Genomic DNA, 14,239 nt, shown 5'->3' on the forward strand with positions numbered 1-14,239 from the left:
TGCATGGCTCCTATAGCGCTACATTATGCCGAGCGGAACCTGCAAACTAAAGCCAAAACATACAAATGAAAGAGTACACCTTTTCAGAGAAAAAAGACACACGCTCAGGCTTCGGTGCCGGACTGCATGAGTTAGGTAAAAGCAACCCGGAAGTAGTAGCCCTTTGCGCCGACCTTACCGGATCGCTTAAAATGGATGCCTTTAAAAAAGACTTTCCGGAGCGTTTCTACCAAGTGGGTATTGCAGAGGCTAACATGATGGGCCTTGCCGCAGGTATGACCATTGGTGGCAAGATTCCGTTTACCGGCACGTTTGCCAACTTCTCTACGGGCCGCGTTTACGACCAGATCCGTCAGTCGATTGCGTACTCTGGCAAAAACGTAAAAATATGTGCTTCGCATGCAGGCCTAACGCTTGGCGAGGACGGTGCAACCCACCAGATACTCGAAGACATCGGCATGATGAAAATGCTACCGCACATGACCGTAATCAACCCATGCGACTTTAACCAGACAAAAGCTGCCACTATTGCTATTGCCGAGTATGAAGGTCCGGTATACCTGCGTTTTGGCCGTCCGTCGGTTCCTAACTTTACGCCTGCCGACCAGAAGTTTGAGATCGGTAAAGCTGTGATGTTGAACGAAGGTACAGACGTTACTATTATAGCGACAGGCCATTTGGTATGGAAAGCCATACTTGCCGGTAAAATGCTGGCAGATAAAGGCATCTCTGCAGAGGTGATGAACATCCACACTATCAAGCCGCTTGATAACGAAGCTGTACTGGCATCTGTTCGCAAAACAAAATGCGTAGTTACTGCCGAAGAGCACAACCGCTTTGGTGGCCTTGGCGATAGCGTGGCACAGGTATTGGCTACTAACTTTCCGGCTCCGCAAGAGTATGTAGCCACCAACGATACCTTTGGCGAGTCTGGCACACCAGAAGAACTGATGGTGAAGTATGGCTTAACAGAGAATGACATTGTTGCAGCCGCAGAACGCGCTATGAGCAGAAAGCAGTAACGCGATTAATTTTATACTATAAAATAGAGGGTGGTACATCGTTATCTCCCTCTATTTTTTTATACTTGCTATCTTAACTTATAGCCACTGCCAAAGCAGCGTACACCATCTGCCGCTTGCACCTTACTAACCTGTGGAAGACAAAGAGATTTTAGACAAATTCTCCAACCCCGAAAGCCAGAACATGGCCTTTAACCAACTTGTGCGCAAGTACCAGCAGAAGATCTACTGGCACATCCGCAAGATGGTGATAGACCATGACGATTCGGACGACCTCACGCAGGAAGTATTTGTGAAAGTATGGAAGAACCTCGGCAATTTCAGGCAGGATGCCCAGCTTTATACCTGGATTTACCGTATTGCCACAAACGAGTGCCTTACCTTTTTGACAAATAAGAAGAAACGCTTCTTTTTACCGATACACGATGTTGCCGCCGAGCTGGCAGAAAAGATAGACACCTCTCCTGACATATCCGGGGATGAAATACAGCTTAAGCTTCAGAAGGCCTTGCTCCGGCTACCCGATAAACAGCGCCTGGTCTTTAATATGAAGTATTACGATGAGATGAAGTACGAGGAAATCTCTGAGATTTTAGGCACATCGGTAGGTGCTTTAAAGACATCTTATCATCTGGCAGTAAAAAAAATAGAAGAATTTATTAAACGGGATTAAACTTTAGCGCGAGTTCTCTATCTAACCACTAGAGTATGAATAAAATGAAAGAGGATTTTAAACTGGATAGCCTTCCAAAGCACAATGTGTACCAGGTACCGGAGCATTACTTCGACCGCCTGCCCACGCGTGTGATGGAACGTACCACAGCAGCTGAAAAGCATATACCCGCCTGGCAGCAAGGCCTTTGGGTATCTTTACGCGCAGTTGCTGCACCATTGGTGTTGCTTCTGGTTTTTGTGGGGGTATTCTTTTTTAACGTGCAGGACCAAGACAAAGACGAATTTGCAGCCGTGCAGCCTTTGGCTGAGCAGGAAATACTGGACTATCTGCACTATAACGAAGATTTGGAAACAGCTGACTTTGCCGAGTTAAGTTACCTGACGAAACAAGAGTTTACGTCCGATTTTTTGAACATTAGCTCTACGGCAGCCGAAGCGGAACTGGAGTACTACCACATACGAAACATCGAAGAATAACTCACCCATGAAACGATTTTTTATACTTATACTTTTCTGTGCATTTGCCTTAGGCAGTTCTAGTGCAATTGCCCAGGAGCGTAACGAAAACATAGAAGCGGCCAAGGTTGCTTACCTTACCGACAAGGTGGAATTGACTGCAGAACAAGCGCAGAAATTCTGGCCCGTATACAACGAGTACGAAGCAAAACGCCGCGACTTGATGAAGGGCTATCGTAGCGGCTACCGTAAGAACCTGGACGATATGAGTGAGCAGGAGGCTAAGGCAAGAATTGATGAGATGTTTGATACAAGAGATAGAGAACTGGCACTTGAGAAGGAGTACGCAGCCCGTTATCAGCGCATCATCTCTACCAAACAGCTGATCAGGCTTTACCGCGCAGAACGAGACTTTACTAAGTTGCTATTAAAGAAACTGGATAACAGCAGAGCAGCAAATAAATAAAATCAATTGGCTAAAGTTGATAAAAGAGAGGCGCCCTTAGTTGGCGCCTTCTCTTTTTCAGACAGTTTAATACGCTTCTAATAAGAAGCCAATGTCATCACCGGGGTTAAATTCCAACGGCTTTTCAGCTTGCAGGAATATGCGGGCAGAGAGTGGCCCTTTAAGTGAGATCTTATCACCTATAACACGCAGCATACTTCCTTCGCGCAGGCCAACAACTGGTTGCCGGTTTAAGTAATGGAATTCTGCAATGCGGGTTTCGCGGGTTTCCCCCATGTGGGTAGAGCCTTCAATTGGGTCCAGGTAATGAGGGTTGATGTTAAAAGGAACCAACTGCAAAGCGTCAAAAGATTTTACATGCACAATTGGCATATCGTTGGTGGTGCCGATGGTTTTTCCTGCCACATTTGTACCAGCGCTTGTGCCCATGTAAGGCATTCCTTTCTTAACCCGTTCTTGTATTGGCTTTATAAGTTGGTTGTTGTATAGGTTTTTAAGTAACTGGAAGGTGTTGCCGCCGCCAATAAAAACAGCTTCTGCCTCCTGAACCGCTTTAACCGGATCGCTATACTCGTGTATTCCTGAAACGTTAAAGCCCCAGGGCTCCATTGCCGCTTTTACCTTGGCAGTATAATCAGCATGGGAAATTCCGCCCGGGCGGGCATAAGGTATAAATAAGACGGCGGACTTTCCGTCCAGTAACTCCAGAATATTATCTTTGGCATGCTCCAGGTATCCGGTGCCATGCGTTGTAGAGGTGCTTATTAAAAGTAGATTTCTGCTCATGTCCAAAGTTAAAAAATTTTAAACGCGCGCGTATCATCATACCTTAACCTTGCAGCATTAATGAGCAAATCAGTAAAGTATAAATTTTTAAACTAGGCGGTAAACCCAAAGGAGCACATTACGCTTACTCTCCTTTCCGCACCGACTTAAGCTTTAGTTTAATTGTTTCGAGGTACGGCTCCAGGTGGCGATATTTGGTTAACGCGCGCACCAAGCCTATACTTTTAAGGTCGTAGAGAAACCATATCTCCACGTAATACTCATGAAACCAATAGAGGTCTATTTTGCACCAGCCTTTAATGCGGTGGTAAAGGTAATGGCCTTGAGATAAGACTAGTTCTGATTGTAAATGAGGTGGCAGCTCATTAAATTCCTTGGCGCTAATCATGGTAAATGTGTACTCCTATACTAATCTGGCAAAAAACTGTAAAAAAAAGGCTGCCCAGGGCAGCCTTTATAGTTTAACGTAATTTTTCAGATTTTGGTCTAGTTCAGGTGTAAGGTGTAAAGCTCGAACCGCGAAGAAGCAAAGCTCCAATGCGAAGACGAAGGGTGAATTTCGATACCGTCCTCATCCATAATGGTAATGGCAAAGCCATCGCCTTGGTTAAGCGGCTCCGAAAAATGCTTTACAGGATACACCTTGCCCTCCTCTATCCACTCTTCAGGGTCGAAGGCTGGCATCGACGCATCTACGCACTTTGCATAAACCGTCATGTAGCTTGGTGGTACGAATAAATTAACCATAAAAAATAAACTTTCCAGAAAGATAAATAATTCCTTGATACAGGAAATCAAACTGCAACAATTAAAGCAATTCTAATTTACAGCGTCAAAAAACATGCCTTAAATTACACGTGTCGCAGTATGGTAATAAGAGTTAAGTTAATAAACAGCCAGACAAATAGTAAGCATTTTGCCCAGTATTTTTACCTTACTTTAAATCAGCCAATTTTTGCCATGCTCCGTACTAAAAAGTCTGACACTAATTCGCTAACTTTAAGTAAAGGCACACCTATGGAAACATCGCAAAAACACCATGCCGCCACGCGCCAGACATTTCCTGTCGCTCCGCAGGTTTGGGGTCTTAAAACACTTTTCGTAAACTTATTTTATGTCGCCAACCCCGATGGCTCCTGGGTTTTAGTAGATGCAGGCGTAAACGGCTATGCACAGCAAATACGCGATGCTGCCGACGAGATATTCGGGGAGAACAGCAGGCCTAAGGCAATAGTGCTCACCCACGGGCACTTCGACCATGTGGGCACCGTCCGGGAGCTGGCAGAAATGTGGCAGGTGCCGGTGTACGCGCACCCCATGGAGTTCCCATACCTCACAGGCCAGTCTAACTATCCACCACCAGACTCAAGTGTAGGCGGCGGAGCTATGGCTTATATGTCTTTTATATACCCCAAAAAACCGATAGACATACACCAGTTTCTAGAAGTACTGCCCCCTGATGGAAGCGTGCCCGGCCTGGAAGGGTGGCATTGGGTTTACACGCCAGGCCACAGCCCCGGGCATGTGTCCTTTTTCAGAGAAGAGGACCGTGTACTTATAGTGGGCGATGCCTTTACAACCCGCGACGCCGAATCTGCTATTGCCGTAATGACAGACAAGCGCGAGGTGCATGGCCCACCAAATTATTACACTCCAGATTGGGGCTCAGCACACCAGTCCGTGGAAGCGCTGCTAAACCTAAGCCCCAAAATAGCAGCAAGCGGGCATGGCATGCCGATGAAAGGCGACGAACTTTTGCAACAGTTAGAAGACCTGGTAAAGAATTTCTGGGTTAAAGCTGTACCAAAGTATGGCCGTTACGTGCACGAGCCTGCCGTAACAGATGAACGAGGCATCGTATCTCTGCCTCCGGCAGTTAACAACACGGTTCCCAAAGTGCTTGCTGTGGCTGGTGCCGTAGCATTAGCCGGGTTGTGCTGGATGGCTATCCGGAAGCGTAACGAAACCCATCGCCAACATGGACAACAGCGGCAATATCAGTCGTACCGGAAGGAAAGGCCTTACTCCCATAACCGCGTGATGACCGGAATGCCTCCTACCATAGACCCGGATCATGATAACCCGGAAGCGCACACCAATAATTATCCATAAAACAAAATCGGCCAGGCATGTTGCATACCTGGCCGATTTTGTTTTGAATAGTTAACGCTGCTTAATCACTTTTGTGGTTGGCTCTGCCAGAGCCGCTTTTTTTGCCACCGCCATCTTGCTTATTAACGGTTGCCCAGGCTCTTTTCTCAGCTTCTTTGTGGCTTATGCCGCGCTTTTCGTAGCCTTCTTCTATATGTTCTGCTTTTCTTTTCTGCTTATCTGTGTAGGCAGATTTATCGCCCTGTGGCATTTTTACCTCCTTTTCTAAGTTATACATCACAGCGCCTTTTGCTGCTGCGCTACTTCATTTTACGGCTTAGCCACACGTAATGGTTGTATAAAGCATAGAACATCACTCTACCAAGTATAACATCATACTTATTTGGCTGTTTATACTTTGTGCCTACATTTGCCATACCTCAAAGCGCAAACATGAAAAGCTTTTTTAACTGGAGTGGCGGCAAAGATGCTGCCTTGTGCCTTTACCATACCTTACAGCAAAAGCAGTATGACGTTGAGTTGCTGCTTACAACACTTAGCAGCGTTACCAAACGCGTAACAATGCACGGTGTGCGGCAGGAGTTGCTGGAGCAACAGGCTACAAGTATAGGGCTACCATTGCAAAAAATCCTGCTGCCTGAAGACGCTTCGATGGCTGCTTATGACAACACCATGAAAAATGCGCTGCTGCCTTTACAAAATCAGGAATTCACACATGCCATTTTTGGCGATATCAACCTGGAAGACCTACGGCTATACCGTGAGCAGCAATTGGCACAGGTAAATATGCAAGCTGTTTTTCCGCTTTGGGGCAAGCCTACAAAAATGCTTGTGCGCGAATTTATAGACCTCGGTTTTAAGGCGGTGGTTGTTAGTGCGAATGCACGCGTTTTAAACGAGTCTTTTGTGGGCCGTATACTTGATCACGATTTCATAGACGACCTGCCTGCTACAGTAGACCCTGCCGGAGAGAATGGCGAATACCATACATTTGTTTTTGATGGCCCTATCTTTAGAAACCCTGTAAAGTATACATTAGGAGAAAAAGTGCTTAAAACTTACGGAGTGCCTGCTACTGCTGCTGATGCATGCTTTAAAACAGAAGCTAAACCAAGCTATGATACCAGCTTTTGGTTCTGCGACTTGTTGCCTCCCAACTATACCTCAACTACCATCTAAAAAGAGGCGATACATTATATAATAAACTCGTCTTGAGTATTTTATACTTTGCGCTAGTTCCCTTATTCGTTAGCTGTAGGGTTAGAACAAGTTCCTCTTCCTTTACACTTGTATGGTTTAAACTGCAAAGCCCGGTAAAGCACATTGCAGCTGCTACTCCTGCTGCCCCAACGCTCTGATTATTTTACAGGGATTGCCGGCGGCAAACACATCCGCTGGAATATCCTTTGTAACCACACTTCCTGCACCAATCACGCTGCGGTTGCCTATACTTACACCCGGGCAAATTACAACGCTTCCCCCTATCCAAACATCTTCACCGATAGTAATTGGTTTAGCATATTCCACTCCTGAAGCTCTTTCTTTATGATCCATGGGGTGAGTGGCTGTGTAAAGCTGCACGTTTGGCCCAAATAACGTTCTGCTGCCTATGGTAACCTGCGCCACATCCAGCACCACGCAGTTAAAATTAAAAAACACTTTTTCGCCGATCAGCATATTATAGCCGTAGTCGCAGTAAAAAGGAGGCTGAAGCCACAAACCATCGCTGGCATTAGGCAGTAATTCTTTCAAGATGCGGTGCCTCTCCTCCACCTGATCTTCTCTGCTATCGTTCAGCTCCTTAATCGATAGCCTGGTCCGTAGCCTATCCTCTACTAGTTGCTCATCCAGGGGGTTGTAAAGCTCACCGGCAAGCATTTTCTCTTTTTCTGTTTTCATGATAACCAATAGTGCGTAAAACACCTTTAACTTACTTTCATATTACTAAAGAGTTGAAATAAATTACTTAAAGCCATAAACCTATGAGCAATGTGAAGTATGATTTCGCAGGAAAAGTTGTGTTGGTAACTGGTGGCACATCAGGCATAGGCTTAGCCACGGCCAAACTTTTTGCGGAAGCAGGCACCACTATTGTCTTAACCGGCAGGCAGCAGCAAAAAGCAGACTCAGCCTTAAACCTGATAGGAAACGTACCTGTAAAGCCCCAATTTATACCTACCGACAACAGCCAACCAGAAAGTATATTAAATCTATTTCAGGAGATAAAGCAGCAGTTTGGCAAATTAGATATTGCCGTAAACAATGCAGCCGACGAAACAGGAATAGGCAAGCCACTTCACGAGTTTGAACTTGCAGACTTTGAGCAGGCCATGGCAGCCAACCTGCGCGGAGTATGGCTATGCATGCAACAAGAGATCCGGATGATGCTGGAGCAAAACCCTGCTGGTGGTGCTATTGTAAATGTGGCAAGTATAAATGGCCTGGGTGGCGCACCAGGAGGCGCACTTTACGCTGCAGCCAAAGCAGGCGTGATTGCATTAACCAAAGCATCGGCACAGGAGCTGGCTACGCAGCAGATAAGAGTAAATGTACTGGCACCCGGTGCACATGACACGCCCATGCTGCAAGATATGTTTAAGATGCAAGGCGAAGACGACCTTCAGAAGCAGGAGGAGGTAAAGCAAATGTATCTTAACTTTATCCCTCAGAAAAGAATAGGCGACCCCTCCGAAGCTGCCAATGCCATACTTTGGCTATGCTCTGATGCGGCCTCCTACATTACCGGCCACACCATGATCGTGGATGGTGGCATGTCTGCATCAATGCGATAAGTATAAGTCTGTTTGCCCATTATTGCCTACCTTTGCAGCATGATTTCGATGAGGCAATTATTTTTAAAGCACCAGGCGCAGACATCCGATTTTCCGTTGATGATTGAGATTGAAAGAGCCGAAGGTGTGTATATGTATGGCACAGAGGGGCAGCGTTACATCGACCTGATTTCGGGCATTGGCGTGAGCAATGTGGGGCACCGGCACCCACGCGTTCTAAAGGCCATACACGACCAACTGGATAAGTACATGCACCTGATGGTGTATGGGGAATTTGTACAGGCACCACAGGCTAAACTGGCAGAGGCCCTTACAAGCACGCTTCCCTCCCACCTTAACAATGTATACTTGCTGAACTCAGGCACGGAGGCAGTAGAGGGTGCTCTAAAATTGGCTAAGCGCTATACTGGCCGCACCGAACTTATCTCCTGTCGTAACGCCTACCACGGGTCTACGCAAGGGGCTTTGTCTGTAAACGGGAGCGAAAGCTTTAAAAACGCATTCAGGCCCTTGCTGCCCGACGTGCGCCACATCCACTACAACAACATACCCGATTTACAGGATATTACCATACGCACAGCGGCTGTTATAGTAGAGACAGTACAGGGCGAGGCAGGTTTGCGAACACCAGAAAACGATTACCTGAAGCACCTGCGCCAGCGTTGCACAGAGGTTGGGGCACTTTTGATATTAGACGAGATACAATGCGGCTTTGGCCGCACCGGCACGTTCTGGGCTTTCGAGCAGTTTGGCATAGAGCCAGATATACTGCTTTGCGCCAAAGGCATGGGCGGCGGTATGCCAATTGGAGCTTTTATCGCGCCACAAGAAATTATGGCTGCCTTTAAAACAGATCCTATACTAGGGCATTGCACCACTTTTGGAGGCCACCCGGTTAGCTGCGCAGCCTCACTTGCAACCTTGCAGACCATACAAGAAGAAAACTTACTGGCAGGCGTTGCCCAAAAGGCACAGTTGTTTAAACAGTTGCTGGTGCACCCACGCATTAAAGAGATCCGGAACTGCGGTTTGATGATGGCTGCTGAATTTGAGTCTTTTGAGGTGCTGAAGGCTGTAATAGACAAAGCTATACTTTATGGCGTACTTACTGACTGGTTCCTGTTCTGCGATAACTCCATGCGTATTGCCCCGCCACTTACCATAACAGAAGAGCAAATACGCGAAGCCTGCGGTATTGTACTTAAGGCCATTGATGACGTGGAAAAAGAAATAGCCTAAACAGCTTTAAGAAGCCAGGCGGTTTTACCTGGCTTCTTAACCCTTTAACCGTGGAGTTCATTTCTCTTTAACTCAAATCCGATATAGCACGTAAAAGCCGAAACTATACTTCTACCCCGAGGTATGGCATACCCCTAACGGCTTTTATGGAAATAGCGCTTGTGCTAAGTCTCTTGGTTGTAGCTATCATTTTGTTTGCAACCGAATACCTTTCTATCGAGATTGTGACCCTTATCATGCTCATAATTCTCGCTAGTGTACGCATTATCTCCCCGGAAGAGGCTTTTGCCGGGTTCAGCAGCGACTTCATCATCATTATCGCTTCTATATTTATACTTAGTGCTGCCCTCCAGGAAACCGGTATCCTGGATTTTGCTGTTGTGCGGCTCGCCAACCTTGCCCGGCAAAGCAACAATGTGATGATGCTGGTGGTGATGCTTGTAACAGGTATCGTATCAGCGTTTATGAACAACACCACCGTTACAGCCATGTTTGTAACGCCACTTGTCGGGCTTTCGAAACGCATTAACCGTAGCGCCTCTAAAATATTGATGCCACTTGCCTTTGCGGCCATACTTGGTGGCACCTGCACCCTCATCGGCACCTCCACCAATGTGGCTGTAAGTGGTTATATTGCCAAAACCGGCCTGGCCCCAATCGGTCTTTTTGAGATATCAGGTATCGGTCTCATTATTTTTGTAGTGGGTATCGTGTACATGCTTACCATTGGCCAGCGTATGCTGCCAAACCACGACGACCAGCAACTAGCGGAGGAGTATAAACTACAGAAATACCTGACCGAGATCATAGTCTTGCCAGACTCACCGCTTGTCGGGCAGCTGGTGTTTGCATCAGACCTGACCACGCTTAATTTCCGGATGCTCAACATTATCCGTGACAAGGACAACTTCCTGCCCGATTTCCGAACCCGCATCCAGGCAAATGACATACTTTTAGTAGAGGGTGATCTGGATAACCTGATGAAGGTGAAGGAAACCAAGGGAATACAGATTATGGCGGATGCCATACTTTCCAAGGACCTTGTAACTGAAGATATCCGGCTGGCTGAGTTACTTGTAGTGCGGCAGTCTAACCTGATCGGGAAAACGATAAAAGAAGTTGAGTTTACGCGGCGCTACGGCCTGGTAGTACTGGCTATATCCAGGCATGGCGAAACCCTTCGTTCCAAAATAGGGAGCATACGCCTGCAACTCGGGGACCTGCTGCTGGTGCAGGGGGCTGCTGAGCGTCTGGACCAATTACGGCAGTCAAACAATGTGGCTTTACTGGATGCCTTTGAGCCTGTACTTTTCAGAAAGCGTAAGGGTATTATTGCCATTGCCTGCTTTATACTTGCCATTGCCGCCGGCACCACCAAACTACTGCCCCTGTCCATTGCCTTTTTACTGGCGGCCATACTTACTATACTTTTCAGATGCATCAGCACAGACAAAGCTTACGCATCCATAGACTGGCGACTGTTGATATTAATCGGCGGTATGACAGCTTTTGGTAGTGCGATGGAGAACTCCGGTGCGGCCGATTTCCTGGCAGAGGGCATCGTTAACCTGATGGGGCCGTTAGGCAAAACAGCTGTGCTGGCGGGCTTTGTGGTGCTTACGGTGGTGCTTACCCAACCTATGTCTAATGCGGCGGCGGCGCTGGTAATTGTGCCTGTGGCGCTGCGTGCGGCAATTGAGCTGGGCGCCGACCCAAGGGCGTTCGCCATTGCCATCATGCTTGCTGCCTCTGTATCTATGGTTACACCCTTCGAGCCGGCCTGCATACTTGTGTACAGCCCAGGCAAATACCGTTTCTGGGACTTTATAAAAGTAGGAACTCCTCTTACCTTATTACTTGTGCTGGTAATTGTATTGCTGGTACCTGTATTCTGGCCAATGTAACTGCTGCTGCCCTAAGTAAGTAAAATTTAAGAAACAGCCTGTATCATGAAAAACGCTTTTATTTACTTTTTTATACTTGCTTTTGGCTTATCGTGCTCTCCTAAAAACGACGAAGTAAAAGATGAACACGTAGAAGTAGGCGAACCTGCCGATGCGCTGGATTCTGTGGCAAACACCCGCCTGGATGCAGTTAACACAGATGAAAACGAAATAACACCCACCCTGCCTTTGCCTCCAGCTGTATTACGGCTGTTGTCTCAGAAATACCCCGGCAATAAGCAGCCAACACTTACAGGCGATGTCAGTAGCAGGGCCGAAGGTAACGAGCAAGGCCCGTTATTAGTTAGAGGCAATTTTACAGACGATAACCGGCAGGACTATGCCCTACAGCTACAACACGACAAGAACCTGCTTATAGTAGCTGTAACAGATACCGGCGATGGCAACTGGGCACTACACGAATTAAAGAGAGACATATTATTTAACGACCGCGGCACTCTTAAAAGCACCTATCATTTATACTTGGCAGAACCCGGCCATACGATGCTAGACCCAGCTAGCGGAGAAAAAACGGAATTGGAGCGCGAGGCAGTTTCGGTTGCTTTGTCAGGCGATGTGACAACCTATGTATATGCGAAAAATGGGTTTAGGGCCTATAACTCCCTTAAGGATTAAAAAGCTGCTAAAGGTCTAAGCTTAATGTATAAAAAAGTATCCCTGATGCTGTAGCCATGCATACACCCGTAATAAAAGTAAAAGTGCCCACCCTGGCCGACTGCGCAATCTCCGCATCAGAAAAAGAGCAGTTGTGCAAGCGGATGTGCATTACAAAAAACAGTAGCGCCAGCACAAAGCTTATAAACCAGAAAATACTAAAGCGTATTAAAAAGCTGAGCGGCAGGAGGCCTGCACTTGTAAAGTTTGTAAGAGATACGCTGTTAAGCAACAAATTCGAGGCCAGCAGCAAAAGCAGGCAAATATACACCGTTATAAGTGCAGTAGCGTTTGGTTTGAGTTTACCCATATACTAGTAGTTTAGGAAAGCCTGTGCTTCGCGTTTAATGTGCTCGCGCGAAAACCCATCTTTTACCCCCACAGATATTTTTCGGACTAAAACCCCAACAACTGATTTTTTGAAACCCAGACGTGCCGCCATGTTTATGCAAAACTCCATCTCGCTCTCATCTACGATGCCATCTGCCAACATCATCTCCACGAGGTCGTAAATCTGGTCAAACCGTTCCGAGTCGTTAGTGGGCATTTGCGGTTCTCTTTTCTCGGCACCCGATATAAGATGACGTACTTCATCGGCCTTCATGCCATGTTTTTTCCCAATCGATATGATAAAATTTACCTCGTTGGGGTCTACATGGCCGTCAATTTTGGCTAAAGCACTAAGGTTAGCGATATGGCTCTTTAACTTCTTTGTCTCTTCGCTTTCAAAAAAACCAAACATACTTTGCCTCTTTTATAAGTATATATTTTGTAATTAATGCATCTTGCAGGTGTAGCAGGATCGCGTAAGTATGGCCTATAACACAGCCATAGGCTTACGGTTTGTTTACTACCTGTAGTACATACGGTTTTCTATATTTTTAGAGACACTGTTTAACAGCTTTTTTTAATTTTATGGCGGCGCATCCGTAAAGGGTATGCTTAACAAAAGTAACATAGTAGCTTATAGCTCCTCTAAATAATCAAGTATACATTTGATTTTCAACACAATAAGAGCTATAAAGTTGTAAAGAGATTAAACATGAAAAAAATAGGAGTTTTTACTTCCGGCGGCGACTCACCCGGCATGAATGCCTGCATACGTGCAGTAGTGCGTACTGCAATAAACAAAGGTTTAGAGGTTTACGGCATCACACGCGGCTACCGCGGCATGATCAAAGGTGAAATTATCAGGTTGGAATCTAACTCTGTGAGTAATATCATTCAGAAAGGCGGCACAATTCTCCGATCTGCCAGAAGTAAAGAGTTTGCCACAAAAGAGGGAAGACGCGAAGCTTTCGAACAATTGCAGAAGCATGGGATTGACGGCCTTGTAGCTATTGGCGGCGACGGTACATTTACCGGTGCCAACATATTTTGCGAGGAGTTTGGCATCCCTATCATCGGTGCACCCGGCACTATTGATAACGACCTTTATGGCACAGACTATACCATTGGTTACGATACCGCTGTAAATACAGCCCTGGATGCCATTGATAAAATAAGAGACACCGCTGACAGCCACGACCGTGTTTTCTTTATCGAGGTAATGGGTCGCGACTCGGGTTACATAGCCATACCTTGTGCCATCGGCGGAGGCGCCGAGATTGTGATGATCCCGGAAACAGAAACAAGTATACAGTCTGTTGTAGATACCCTGCGCACAGGCTGGGACCGTTCTAAAACGTCTTTTATCGTTATTGTAGCCGAAGGAGACGAAGAAGGAAACGCAACAGAAATAGCTGCCCAGGTACAGAAAATGCTGCCCTACATGGATGCCCGCGTGACGATACTTGGCCACGTGCAGCGAGGCGGGGCCCCTACTGCTGCAGACAGGTTGCTGGCCAGCCAATTAGGCATTGCCTGCGTTGATGGCCTGCTGGAAGGCAGAAAAAGTGAAATGGCCGGCATCATAAACTCACAGCTTGTTTATACCCCCTTTATCGACACCATCACAAAGCAGAAAGTCATAAATCCGCATTATATAAAGATGGTGAACATACTATCGGCATAGCTATACTTTATCCGCGTACATAGTAAAAGCTACATATAATGTAGACTAAAAAGCAAAGG

Annotated in this window: 18 protein-coding genes; 11 read left to right on the top strand and 7 right to left on the bottom strand. The window is 46.5% G+C overall.

Going from position 1 to position 14,239, the window contains the following annotated elements; all coding sequences use genetic code 11:
• Window positions 1-65 precede the first annotated feature (65 nt).
• The 4 genes from Q1A23_RS05690 to Q1A23_RS05705 all read left to right on the top strand — a co-directional run bounded on the left by Q1A23_RS05690 (window position 66) and on the right by Q1A23_RS05705 (window position 2,619).
• The gene (locus Q1A23_RS05690) at window positions 66-1,022 is read left to right on the top strand and encodes a transketolase C-terminal domain-containing protein (protein WP_299820770.1); all 957 of its coding nucleotides are present in this window, start codon (window positions 66-68) and stop codon (window positions 1,020-1,022) included.
• A 133-nt stretch (window positions 1,023-1,155) separates the two neighbouring features.
• Window positions 1,156-1,695, top strand: a complete 540-nt coding sequence (locus tag Q1A23_RS05695) for an RNA polymerase sigma factor (RefSeq protein WP_299820773.1) — start codon at window positions 1,156-1,158, stop codon at window positions 1,693-1,695.
• Window positions 1,696-1,730: 35 nt separating this feature from the next.
• Complete coding sequence (locus Q1A23_RS05700) at window positions 1,731-2,174, top strand: hypothetical protein (protein ID WP_299820776.1); 444 nt, start codon at window positions 1,731-1,733, stop codon at window positions 2,172-2,174.
• A gap of 7 nt (window positions 2,175-2,181) precedes the next feature.
• A complete protein-coding gene (locus Q1A23_RS05705; RefSeq protein ID WP_299820779.1) occupies window positions 2,182-2,619 on the top strand; it encodes a hypothetical protein in 438 nt (145 codons plus the stop codon).
• Window positions 2,620-2,685: 66 nt separating this feature from the next.
• Here the strand turns inward: Q1A23_RS05705 and pepE are convergent, their stop codons facing one another.
• The 3 genes from pepE to Q1A23_RS05720 all read right to left on the bottom strand — a co-directional run bounded on the left by pepE (window position 2,686) and on the right by Q1A23_RS05720 (window position 4,152).
• Window positions 2,686-3,405 (bottom strand): dipeptidase PepE, encoded by a 720-nt coding sequence (pepE, locus tag Q1A23_RS05710; protein ID WP_299820781.1) that lies wholly within the window; start codon window positions 3,403-3,405, stop codon window positions 2,686-2,688.
• Window positions 3,406-3,529: 124 nt separating this feature from the next.
• The gene (locus tag Q1A23_RS05715) at window positions 3,530-3,793 is read right to left on the bottom strand and encodes a hypothetical protein (protein ID WP_299820784.1); all 264 of its coding nucleotides are present in this window, start codon (window positions 3,791-3,793) and stop codon (window positions 3,530-3,532) included.
• A gap of 98 nt (window positions 3,794-3,891) precedes the next feature.
• Window positions 3,892-4,152: a hypothetical protein gene (locus Q1A23_RS05720; RefSeq protein WP_299820787.1), complete on the bottom strand. Its 261-nt coding sequence runs from the start codon at window positions 4,150-4,152 to the stop codon at window positions 3,892-3,894.
• 270 nt (window positions 4,153-4,422) lie between these two features.
• On the opposite strand from Q1A23_RS05720, the gene Q1A23_RS05725 reads away from it, so the two are divergent.
• Window positions 4,423-5,517 carry an MBL fold metallo-hydrolase gene (locus Q1A23_RS05725; RefSeq protein WP_299820790.1) on the top strand — a complete coding sequence of 365 codons (1,095 nt, stop codon included), beginning with the start codon at window positions 4,423-4,425 and terminating at the stop codon, window positions 5,515-5,517.
• Window positions 5,518-5,578: 61 nt separating this feature from the next.
• Here Q1A23_RS05725 and Q1A23_RS05730 read toward each other — a convergent pair whose 3' ends face one another.
• Complete coding sequence (locus Q1A23_RS05730; RefSeq protein WP_363322029.1) at window positions 5,579-5,767, bottom strand: hypothetical protein; 189 nt, start codon at window positions 5,765-5,767, stop codon at window positions 5,579-5,581.
• A gap of 182 nt (window positions 5,768-5,949) precedes the next feature.
• Here Q1A23_RS05730 and Q1A23_RS05735 point away from each other — a divergent pair, with 182 nt between their 5' ends.
• On the top strand, window positions 5,950-6,696 hold the full coding sequence (locus Q1A23_RS05735; RefSeq protein WP_299820796.1) for a diphthine--ammonia ligase: 747 nt from the start codon (window positions 5,950-5,952) through the stop codon (window positions 6,694-6,696).
• Window positions 6,697-6,849: 153 nt separating this feature from the next.
• Here Q1A23_RS05735 and Q1A23_RS05740 read toward each other — a convergent pair whose 3' ends face one another.
• Entirely contained in the window at window positions 6,850-7,416 is a 567-nt protein-coding gene (locus Q1A23_RS05740; RefSeq protein ID WP_299820799.1) for a sugar O-acetyltransferase, read from the bottom strand.
• Between the two features lie 83 nt (window positions 7,417-7,499).
• Between Q1A23_RS05740 and Q1A23_RS05745 the strand changes: the two genes are divergently transcribed.
• The 4 genes from Q1A23_RS05745 (at window position 7,500) to Q1A23_RS05760 (ending at window position 12,127) form a co-directional block, all read left to right on the top strand.
• On the top strand, window positions 7,500-8,309 hold the full coding sequence (locus tag Q1A23_RS05745; RefSeq protein ID WP_299820801.1) for a glucose 1-dehydrogenase: 810 nt from the start codon (window positions 7,500-7,502) through the stop codon (window positions 8,307-8,309).
• 42 nt (window positions 8,310-8,351) lie between these two features.
• Entirely contained in the window at window positions 8,352-9,548 is a 1,197-nt protein-coding gene (locus tag Q1A23_RS05750) for an aspartate aminotransferase family protein (protein WP_299821211.1), read from the top strand.
• Window positions 9,549-9,694: 146 nt separating this feature from the next.
• A complete protein-coding gene (locus tag Q1A23_RS05755) occupies window positions 9,695-11,452 on the top strand; it encodes an SLC13 family permease (RefSeq protein ID WP_299820804.1) in 1,758 nt (585 codons plus the stop codon).
• A 45-nt stretch (window positions 11,453-11,497) separates the two neighbouring features.
• Window positions 11,498-12,127, top strand: a complete 630-nt coding sequence (locus tag Q1A23_RS05760) for a hypothetical protein (RefSeq protein ID WP_299820807.1) — start codon at window positions 11,498-11,500, stop codon at window positions 12,125-12,127.
• A gap of 7 nt (window positions 12,128-12,134) precedes the next feature.
• On the opposite strand, the gene Q1A23_RS05765 is transcribed toward Q1A23_RS05760, so the two are convergent.
• Window positions 12,135-12,476, bottom strand: coding sequence for a hypothetical protein (locus tag Q1A23_RS05765; protein ID WP_299820810.1), 342 nt, complete (start codon window positions 12,474-12,476; stop codon window positions 12,135-12,137).
• A 3-nt stretch (window positions 12,477-12,479) separates the two neighbouring features.
• Window positions 12,480-12,908, bottom strand: coding sequence for a TerB family tellurite resistance protein (locus Q1A23_RS05770; RefSeq protein ID WP_299820813.1), 429 nt, complete (start codon window positions 12,906-12,908; stop codon window positions 12,480-12,482).
• Window positions 12,909-13,208: 300 nt separating this feature from the next.
• Here Q1A23_RS05770 and pfkA point away from each other — a divergent pair, with 300 nt between their 5' ends.
• The gene (gene pfkA, locus Q1A23_RS05775; RefSeq protein WP_299820816.1) at window positions 13,209-14,180 is read left to right on the top strand and encodes a 6-phosphofructokinase; all 972 of its coding nucleotides are present in this window, start codon (window positions 13,209-13,211) and stop codon (window positions 14,178-14,180) included.
• The last annotated feature ends 59 nt before the right edge of the window (window positions 14,181-14,239 follow it).

The organism is uncultured Pontibacter sp. (genome assembly GCF_947492645.1).
Lineage (GTDB): Bacteria > Bacteroidota > Bacteroidia > Cytophagales > Hymenobacteraceae > Pontibacter.

Excerpts from the sequence above, each read along its gene's own strand:
- Q1A23_RS05700 (WP_299820776.1), top strand. The coding sequence starts at position 1,731 with ATGAATAAAATGAAAGAGGATTTTAAACTGGATAGCCTTCCAAAGCAC.
- Q1A23_RS05760 (WP_299820807.1), top strand. The coding sequence starts at position 11,498 with ATGAAAAACGCTTTTATTTACTTTTTTATACTTGCTTTTGGCTTATCG.
- Q1A23_RS05725 (WP_299820790.1), top strand. The coding sequence starts at position 4,423 with ATGGAAACATCGCAAAAACACCATGCCGCCACGCGCCAGACATTTCCT.
- Q1A23_RS05715 (WP_299820784.1), bottom strand. The coding sequence starts at position 3,793 with ATGATTAGCGCCAAGGAATTTAATGAGCTGCCACCTCATTTACAATCA.
- Q1A23_RS05690 (WP_299820770.1), top strand. The coding sequence starts at position 66 with ATGAAAGAGTACACCTTTTCAGAGAAAAAAGACACACGCTCAGGCTTC.
- Q1A23_RS05765 (WP_299820810.1), bottom strand. The coding sequence starts at position 12,476 with ATGGGTAAACTCAAACCAAACGCTACTGCACTTATAACGGTGTATATT.
- Q1A23_RS05720 (WP_299820787.1), bottom strand. The coding sequence starts at position 4,152 with ATGGTTAATTTATTCGTACCACCAAGCTACATGACGGTTTATGCAAAG.
- pepE (WP_299820781.1), bottom strand. The coding sequence starts at position 3,405 with ATGAGCAGAAATCTACTTTTAATAAGCACCTCTACAACGCATGGCACC.
- Q1A23_RS05755 (WP_299820804.1), top strand. The coding sequence starts at position 9,695 with ATGGAAATAGCGCTTGTGCTAAGTCTCTTGGTTGTAGCTATCATTTTG.
- Q1A23_RS05740 (WP_299820799.1), bottom strand. The coding sequence starts at position 7,416 with ATGAAAACAGAAAAAGAGAAAATGCTTGCCGGTGAGCTTTACAACCCC.
- pfkA (WP_299820816.1), top strand. The coding sequence starts at position 13,209 with ATGAAAAAAATAGGAGTTTTTACTTCCGGCGGCGACTCACCCGGCATG.
- Q1A23_RS05705 (WP_299820779.1), top strand. The coding sequence starts at position 2,182 with ATGAAACGATTTTTTATACTTATACTTTTCTGTGCATTTGCCTTAGGC.
- Q1A23_RS05735 (WP_299820796.1), top strand. The coding sequence starts at position 5,950 with ATGAAAAGCTTTTTTAACTGGAGTGGCGGCAAAGATGCTGCCTTGTGC.
- Q1A23_RS05770 (WP_299820813.1), bottom strand. The coding sequence starts at position 12,908 with ATGTTTGGTTTTTTTGAAAGCGAAGAGACAAAGAAGTTAAAGAGCCAT.
- Q1A23_RS05730 (WP_363322029.1), bottom strand. The coding sequence starts at position 5,767 with ATGCCACAGGGCGATAAATCTGCCTACACAGATAAGCAGAAAAGAAAA.
- Q1A23_RS05745 (WP_299820801.1), top strand. The coding sequence starts at position 7,500 with ATGAGCAATGTGAAGTATGATTTCGCAGGAAAAGTTGTGTTGGTAACT.